Below are 7,104 nucleotides of genomic sequence, written 5' to 3'. Positions count from 1 at the left end.
CGACCGCAGCGACGTCTCGGTCGCGCTGGACGCGCTCGAAGCGGGCGGGTTGCTCGCGCGCGCGCCGCATCCGTCCGACCGCCGCCGCAACCTCGTCACCCTCACCGCGTCGGGCCGCACCGAGCTCGCCCGGCTCGATACCGTCGTCGACCGAGTGCAGGAGCAATTCCTCGCCCCGCTGGCCGACGAGGAGCGCGCCGTCTTCCTCGACCTGCTCAGACGCGTCGGAACCGGTGTATCTGCCTGATCACTCGATCCGTGGTCGACGCAGGGCCGTGAGCGTCACCGCGCTCGCCGCGATCAGCAGCACCGCCCCCAGCCAGGCCGACACCTCGAATCCTGCGGAGAAGGCGTCGGTGGCGAGTACGCGGAGCGCGTCCCCCTGGGTGGCGGGGAGGGCGTCCGCCGCCTGCAGCGCCGCAGCCAGCGTCTCCGCCGCGCTCCCGTATGCATCGGCGGTCCCTTCGGCATCCGATCCCTGGGGAATGCCGGCGCGATAGACCGCGACTCCGATGCTGCCCATGACGGCGATGCCGAGGGAGACGCCGATCTCGGTGCTCGTCTCGCTGAGCGCCGATGCCGATCCTGCCCGTTCGGGAGGCGCCGACCCCACCACGAGCTCGGTGGAGAGGGCCGTAACGGGACCGATCCCGGCATAAGCGACCGCGAAGCCGACCAGTACGAGCACGGTGTCCGCCTCCACCGCCGCGCGTGCGAGGACCACGAAGCCCGCAGCGGACACGGCGAGCGACACGGCGACGATCAGCACCGGGCGGATGCGGCGGGCGAGGATCGGTGCCAGGACGGAGGCGAGGATGAGGGCCGCGGCTCCCGGGAGCAGCAGCAGGCCGGTGAGGAGCGGCGGATGCCCCGCGACCAGCTGCAGATGCTGCGTCAGGAAGAGGTAGATCCCGCCGATGGTGAGGGTGCTGATGAGAAGTGCGATGAGGCCGGCGCGCACCGCAGGGTTCGCGAAGAGCCGGAGGTCGAGCAGGGGATCCGTGAGTCGGCCCTGTCGCCGGATGAAGAGGTAGCCGAGCAGCAGGCCGATGATGCCGGACGCGGCGGCCGGCGCACTGATGCCGTGCACAGCCGACTCCTTGATCCCGAACGTGAGCGCGAGCATTGCGCCGATGATCAGGCCGACGCTCGCGAGATCGGGTCGCCCAGCCGTGCGATCGCGGTACTCCGGAAGGAGCAGGGGGGCCGCGATCAGCAGAAGCAGCATGACAGGCAGTCCGAGGAGGAACACGGAGCCCCACCAGAAGTGCTCGAGCAGCGCCCCGCCCACGATCGGGCCGAGGGCGATTCCGGCGGAGAACATCGTCGCCCAGATGCCGATCGCGAGCCCGCGCTGATGCGGATCGGGGAACATGCTGCTGATGAGCGCGAGAGTCGACGGCATGAGCGTGGCACCGGCGATGCCCATGACCGCACGACTGGCGATGAGCATCTCGGGAGTCGTCGAGAACGCGGCCGCTGCGGACGCGATCCCGAACGCGGCCGCACCCAGGATGAGGAGACGTCTGCGCCCGATGCGGTCGCCGAGCGATCCCATTGTGACCAGGAAACCGGCGATCATGAACCCGTAGATGTCGATGATCCAGAGCAGCTGCGTCGCGGTCGGCTGGAGCTCTTCGCTCAACCGCGGCACTCCGAGGTGCAGCACGGTGATGTCGAGTGCCAGCAGCAGCGTGGGCAGAGCCAGCACCGCGAGACCGAGCCACTCCTTCGCCCCGGCGCGCATCAGGGGGGTCGTCGTCTGGTCCATCGTCTCCTCGTATCCGGCTCTTCTCTTCCGAGAGCACGTCCCTCATACTGAGACGGTTCCCCGGATCGGGGAAGTACCCACTATTTACTTCGGTACTTACCTTTTGGTAAGTGGGGGAGGGATCATGTCGGACACCGTCAGATGCGGGCCCTACGTCTGCGGCATCGACGCCGCACTCGATGTCGTGAGCGGCAAATGGAAGGGCCTGATCCTCTGGGAGCTGGTCGAGCACGGCACCCTGCGCTTCGCGCAGCTGCGCCGTGGCTTGCCCGGGGTGAGCGAGAAGATGCTGACCCAGCACCTGCGTGAGATGGAGCAGGACGGCCTGGTTCGTCGACAGGTCTACGCGGAGGTGCCGCCGCGCGTCGAGTACTCGCTGACTGAGGCGGGTGCCGCGCTCAGTGCCGCTCTCGAACCCCTCGGAGACTGGGGCCGTGAGCGCATTCTCCGTGAGGAGATCGCCCTCGTCGACCATGCCGACGCGTCGCGGATGCCGCGTCCCTGACGTCGTGTCAGAGCCGCGGCATCCTTTCGCTCACGCGTGGCCGAGCAGCTCGAACAGGCTCGAGAACCCTTCGTCGCCGTGGCCGTCCGCGATCCGGCGGTCCATCAGCCGCTTGACCTCGCGCATGCGCAGGGTGTCGACGCCGAGGGACTCGCGGTGGCTGATCAGGTCGTCCATCAGTGCGGCCTGCACGGTGAGCGAACCGAGGTCGGGCCCGTACTCCCCACTCGCGACGGCGGTGCCGAAGGCCTGCACCAGCGGCACGTAGCCGCCGACCGACCCGGCGACGCGGTCGGCGAACCCCTCGACGTCGGCGCCCTCCGCCTTCACGAGCGCGAACGTGTGCAGCAGGCCGAGGAGGAACTCGTAGCCGACCGCCACCTGGGCCAGGAACTCGACGGCAGCGAGCCCCGCATCCTCGCCGTAGTAGGTGAGGGTGCCGAGGTCTTCCCACACCTCGCGGTGAGCATCGAACCCGTCGCGATCGCCGCTGAACGACAACAAGAAGTTCGGTCTGCCGACATCCGACGGGTCTCCCAGGATCCCCCCGTCCACGTACTTCGCTCCGCGCGTGCGGGCCCATTCCGCGTTGCTTCGCGCCTGCGCAGGGGAGCCGCTGGTGACGTTCACGATGACTTTTCCCTCCACCGCCGCGTCGAGTGTTCCGACGACCGCATCCACCGCGCCGCTGTCGAGCAGGCAGACGATGACGAGCGGGCTCGCCGCCACGGCATCCGCTGCCGTATGGGCGACCTCGGCGCCGGCCACGGCCAGCGGGTCGGCCTTGCTCGCGGTGCGGTTCCAGACGGTCGTGGAGTGACCGCGGTCGAGAAGGGTCTTCGCGATCGCGGAGCCCATCTCGCCGAGGCCGATCACGGTGACCCGGGTTCTCGTTTCCATGGTGAGGTTTCCTTTCCGTCAGTCGGACGCCGTAGTGGCGGGCTGCTCGTCGTCGCGGGTGAGTCCGATGCCCCAGCTCGCGCCGCGCGCGATGAAGGCTCCGAGAACGGTGACGCCCGCGAACACGAGCATCAGGAGGCGGGCGGCATCCACGACGTCCGGCATCGCGAGGTTGACGAGGACCCCGGCCATCGCCGAGCTGAACGCGCTCGCGATGATGAAGACGGTGTTGACCGCCGCGGCCGCCTTGGCGCCCTCCTCTTCGCCCGACGTGCTGCCGAGCGCGGCGACGGTCAGGTGCGGGAATCCGAGGCCGATGCCGGCGCCGGCGAGGAACAGGGTGGCGAACCAGAGTGCGATCACGACGGCGGAGGGGCCCTCATGCTGGAGCAGACCGTACGCGGCGAGACCGATGGCGACGACGACCGGACCGAGGGTGATGAGCACGCGGCGCGAGCGGATGCCGGTGGCATTCGCCGTGAACACCTGGGTGATCGACCAGCCGAGGGACAGGGCGGCGCCGAGCAGGCCGGCGATGAACGGCATCAGTCCGCCGATCTCCTGGCCGAAGAGCGGGATGAACGCCTCGGTGCCGATCGCGAACGCCAGGACGGCGACCGTGACGTAGACCCAGCCCAGCGAGGAGCCCGGGGCGAACGTGACCCGGGGGAGGATGCCGGTGCGCCCGCGGCGCTCGTGACGCAGGAACCATGCGCCCAGTACGACCCCGACCACGATGGCGACCCCGGTGCCGAGACCGCTGGGGACGACGCTCGCGATGCCCACCGCGGCGACGCCGCCGGAGAGGAGCACGAGGGATCCCCACGGCACCGATTCGCTCGAGCGGGCTCGGGCGGTCCTCGGCAGTGCGCGCACCACGACGATGCCGATCAGCGCGGAGACGACGGCGAGGCCGACGAACGTCACCCGCCAGGCGTCCAGCTGCGCGAACACGCCGCCCACGACCGGGCCGACGATGTTGCCGACGCCCCACATCGCCGAGACGAGTGCCGCACCGCGCGCCCAGAGCCGCTCGGGAAGGGCGCGCTGGATGAGCGCGTAGCCGAGGCCGGCGAGCAGTCCACCGCCGAGGCCCTGCACGGCGCGGCCGGAGAGCAGCGCCCACATCCACGGGCTCGCCGCGCACAGCAGTGAGCCGAGCGCGAACAGGCCGAGCGCGAGCAGGTAGGCGCGCACGGCGCCCTGCTGTGTGAGGATCCTGCTCACCATCATCGAGCTGACGACCGATGCCAGGAGGAAGGTCATCATCGTCCACGCGTAGAACTCCGCGCCGCCGATGTCGCCGACGATCGTGGGGAGCAGGCTGGTGGTGAGATACACGTTGCTCGCCTCGAGCAGCACGCCTCCCGCGAGGACCGAGGCGATCGGGGTGTAGCGGCTGCCGAGGAGTTCGCGCCAGCTCCCCGCGGTGGCGGTGCGCTCGGGGGTGTGCGTCATGGGGTGCCCTTCGTGACGTCGGAGCAGGCGGTCATCCGCCCGGTGGCGCCGTTCCTCGGCGGCCGATCGTCACGCTAATACCTCGAGTAAACTCGAGGTCAAGAGGGGGTGCGGATGTCTTTGGAACCCGATGATCTGCTGCCGATCGGCGAGGTGGTCCGCCGCAGCGGCGTGCCGGCGACGGCCCTGCACTTCTATGAGCAGCTCGGACTCATCGTCTCGACGCGGACCGCGGGAAATCAGCGCCGCTACCGTCGGCACATGCTGCGACGGATCTCACTGATCGTGGTCGCCAAGCGCCTCGGCATCCCACTCACCGACGTGCACGAGGTGTTCGAGAGCCTGCCGACGGATGAGCCGCCCTCGCAGCACGACTGGCAGCGCGTGGCGAAGCTGTGGCGCGAGCAGCTCGACCTCCGCCGCACGCAGCTCGAGCACCTGCGGCGCGAGCTCACCGGATGCATCGGCTGCGGCTGCCTGTCGATGAAGGCGTGCCGTCTGCTGAACCCCGAGGATGCGCTCGGCACCGACGGACCGGGACCGCGCCGCATCTGAGGGCGGGGATCGCTGGGGTGAGTCTCGGCTGGAGTGCGCGAGTCTCAGGAGGTCGCTGCTGGCAGGGCTTCCGGTGCGGCGGGCGCGTCTGCTGTCTCGGTAGGCACAGCCCGCTGCCGACCGGCGTAGAGCGTGCCCCAGCGGGTCAACTCCGTGAGCAGTTGTCCGGAGCTCGCGCCGAGCTCGCTGAGTCGGTACTCGACCTTGGGCGGCACCTCGCGGTACACGGTGCGGGTGATGAGGCCGTCTTCCTCGAGCTCGCGCAGCTGACGGGTGAGCACGCGTGCGGTCGGGTTCTCGAGCAGGCGTCCGAGCTCGCCGAAGCGCAGCACCTCGTGCTCGCCGAGCAGGGTCAGGATGCTGGGCTTCCAGGCCCCGCCGAGCACCGCGATCGACACCTCGGCGTCGCAGGTCTCGGTCCAGTCGCGGATGATGCGCTCGGTCTTCTCCCGCACGACACGGCCTCCTTTAGTATCCGAAGTGTCAGTACGTATCAGAAATGACCGTACTTGTGGCTTCTGTCTGTACTTTACAGACTGAGACCGTGACCAACACCCCCACTCTCGTCAGCACTCGCTCCTCCCTTCGCCTCTGGTTCGCGATGGTCCCGCTCCTGCTCGGGGTGCTCATCGGCGCCCTCGCGATCAGCAGCGTCTCGACCGCCCTCCCCGCGATCCGCGGCGAGCTGGGCCTGACCGACACCGAGGGGCTCTGGCTGGTCGATGTGTACGCCCTGTCGTTGGCCGCGACGCTGATCGTCGCCGCGCGGATCGGCGATGCGTTCGGGCGCAAGAGCATCATCCTGATCGGTCTCGCCGGCTTCGCTGTTCTGAACGTGGTCGGCGGGCTCGCCAGCAGCGGCCTGCTGTTCATCGTCGTGCGGGCGCTGCTCGGTGTCGCCGAGGCCTTCGTCATCGCGGGCGTGGTCGCGACGATCGGCGCCAAGTTCCAGGCGCGCGAACGCGTGCTCGCCTACGGCCTGTGGACGGCGACCTTCGGCACGGGCAGCGCGCTCGGGCCCGTGCTCGGCGGAGTGCTGGCCGAGGGGCCGGGATGGCGCTGGCTGCTGCTCGGCAGCGTTCCGCTCGCGGTGATCGCCGCGGCGCTGGCTCTGTGGCTCGTCCCCGACTCGCGCAGCTCGCAGCGCCCGTCCTGGGACCTCCCCAGCATCCTGTCGTCGATCGTCGCGCTCGGTGCGCTCGTCTTCGCGCTGCATGAGGCCCTCGCGGCGCCGATGTCGGCGGTGGTCGCCGCGGTGATCGCGATCCTGAGCCTGGTGTTCTTCGTGCGCCGGCAGCGGAGACTCCGTGATCCGCTCATCGACATGCGGCTGTTCCGGGTGTCGGGATTCAGCCCCGCGATCATCCGCATCATCGTGAGCAGTGGAGTGTCGTCGGCCTCGGTGCTGCTGGTGAGCCTGCATCTGCAGGACTCGCGCGGGCAGAGCGCGGCCGAGGCGGGCATCGCCCTGCTGCCGCAGGCGGTGGCGATCGCGATCGGCGGTGTCGTGGCGCCCGTGGCGCTGCGCTGGCTGTCGGCGAACGCCCTCACCGTCCTGGCGCTGATGCTGCAGGCCGTCGGGCTCGTCTGGCTCGCACTCGACCCCGCGATCGTGGCGATCCCGCTCGTGCTCGTCGGGCTCGGGTTCGGCGTCGGCGCCACGCTCGCCGCGACGGCGCTGTTCGAGGTGACGACCGAGGATCAGGCCGGCCAGGTCGGCGCGATCCAGGAGGTGGGGTTCGCGCTCGGCGGCGGGCTCGGCATCGCGGTGTTCGGCACCATCGCCGCCGTGCTGGTGACGGGCGGTTTCGTGGCGGCGGTGCTCGTGGCGGCCGTCGTGGTCACGGCTGCCGCGCTGGTCCCGCTGGCGCGCCGCGGCGTGCGTTGATCCGCCCCTGATAGCGCGAAACGCCCC

Annotated in this window: 8 protein-coding genes; 4 read left to right on the top strand and 4 right to left on the bottom strand. The window is 70.0% G+C overall.

Annotated elements, in window-relative coordinates; genetic code table 11:
- On the top strand, positions 1 to 247 hold a 247-nt coding region (locus tag ACNPM4_RS06945), incomplete at its 5' end, for a MarR family winged helix-turn-helix transcriptional regulator (RefSeq protein WP_448985196.1).
- Here the strand turns inward: ACNPM4_RS06945 and ACNPM4_RS06940 are convergent.
- On the bottom strand, positions 248 to 1,771 hold the full coding sequence (locus tag ACNPM4_RS06940) for an MFS transporter (protein WP_372467606.1): 1,524 nt from the start codon (positions 1,769 to 1,771) through the stop codon (positions 248 to 250).
- 124 nt (positions 1,772 to 1,895) lie between these two features.
- Between ACNPM4_RS06940 and ACNPM4_RS06935 the strand changes: the two genes are divergently transcribed.
- A complete protein-coding gene (locus ACNPM4_RS06935; protein WP_372467605.1) occupies positions 1,896 to 2,276 on the top strand; it encodes a winged helix-turn-helix transcriptional regulator in 381 nt (126 codons plus the stop codon).
- A 30-nt stretch (positions 2,277 to 2,306) separates the two neighbouring features.
- Here the strand turns inward: ACNPM4_RS06935 and ACNPM4_RS06930 are convergent, their stop codons facing one another.
- The gene (locus ACNPM4_RS06930; protein WP_448985195.1) at positions 2,307 to 3,176 is read right to left on the bottom strand and encodes an NAD(P)-dependent oxidoreductase; all 870 of its coding nucleotides are present in this window, start codon (positions 3,174 to 3,176) and stop codon (positions 2,307 to 2,309) included.
- A gap of 18 nt (positions 3,177 to 3,194) precedes the next feature.
- The gene (locus ACNPM4_RS06925) at positions 3,195 to 4,634 is read right to left on the bottom strand and encodes an MFS transporter (protein ID WP_448985194.1); all 1,440 of its coding nucleotides are present in this window, start codon (positions 4,632 to 4,634) and stop codon (positions 3,195 to 3,197) included.
- A 114-nt stretch (positions 4,635 to 4,748) separates the two neighbouring features.
- Between ACNPM4_RS06925 and soxR the strand changes: the two genes are divergently transcribed.
- A complete protein-coding gene (soxR, locus tag ACNPM4_RS06920) occupies positions 4,749 to 5,189 on the top strand; it encodes a redox-sensitive transcriptional activator SoxR (RefSeq protein WP_091031975.1) in 441 nt (146 codons plus the stop codon).
- 44 nt (positions 5,190 to 5,233) lie between these two features.
- On the opposite strand, the gene ACNPM4_RS06915 is transcribed toward soxR, so the two are convergent.
- A complete protein-coding gene (locus ACNPM4_RS06915; protein WP_262001819.1) occupies positions 5,234 to 5,644 on the bottom strand; it encodes a winged helix-turn-helix transcriptional regulator in 411 nt (136 codons plus the stop codon).
- An 89-nt stretch (positions 5,645 to 5,733) separates the two neighbouring features.
- Here ACNPM4_RS06915 and ACNPM4_RS06910 point away from each other — a divergent pair, with 89 nt between their 5' ends.
- Positions 5,734 to 7,077, top strand: a complete 1,344-nt coding sequence (locus tag ACNPM4_RS06910) for an MFS transporter (protein ID WP_448985193.1) — start codon at positions 5,734 to 5,736, stop codon at positions 7,075 to 7,077.
- Positions 7,078 to 7,104: the final 27 nt, after the last annotated feature.

This window comes from Microbacterium umsixpiens (genome assembly GCF_053543675.1).
The sequence above is the reverse complement of the archived record's forward strand: the minus strand, read 5'-3'. Positions and strand labels throughout refer to the sequence as shown.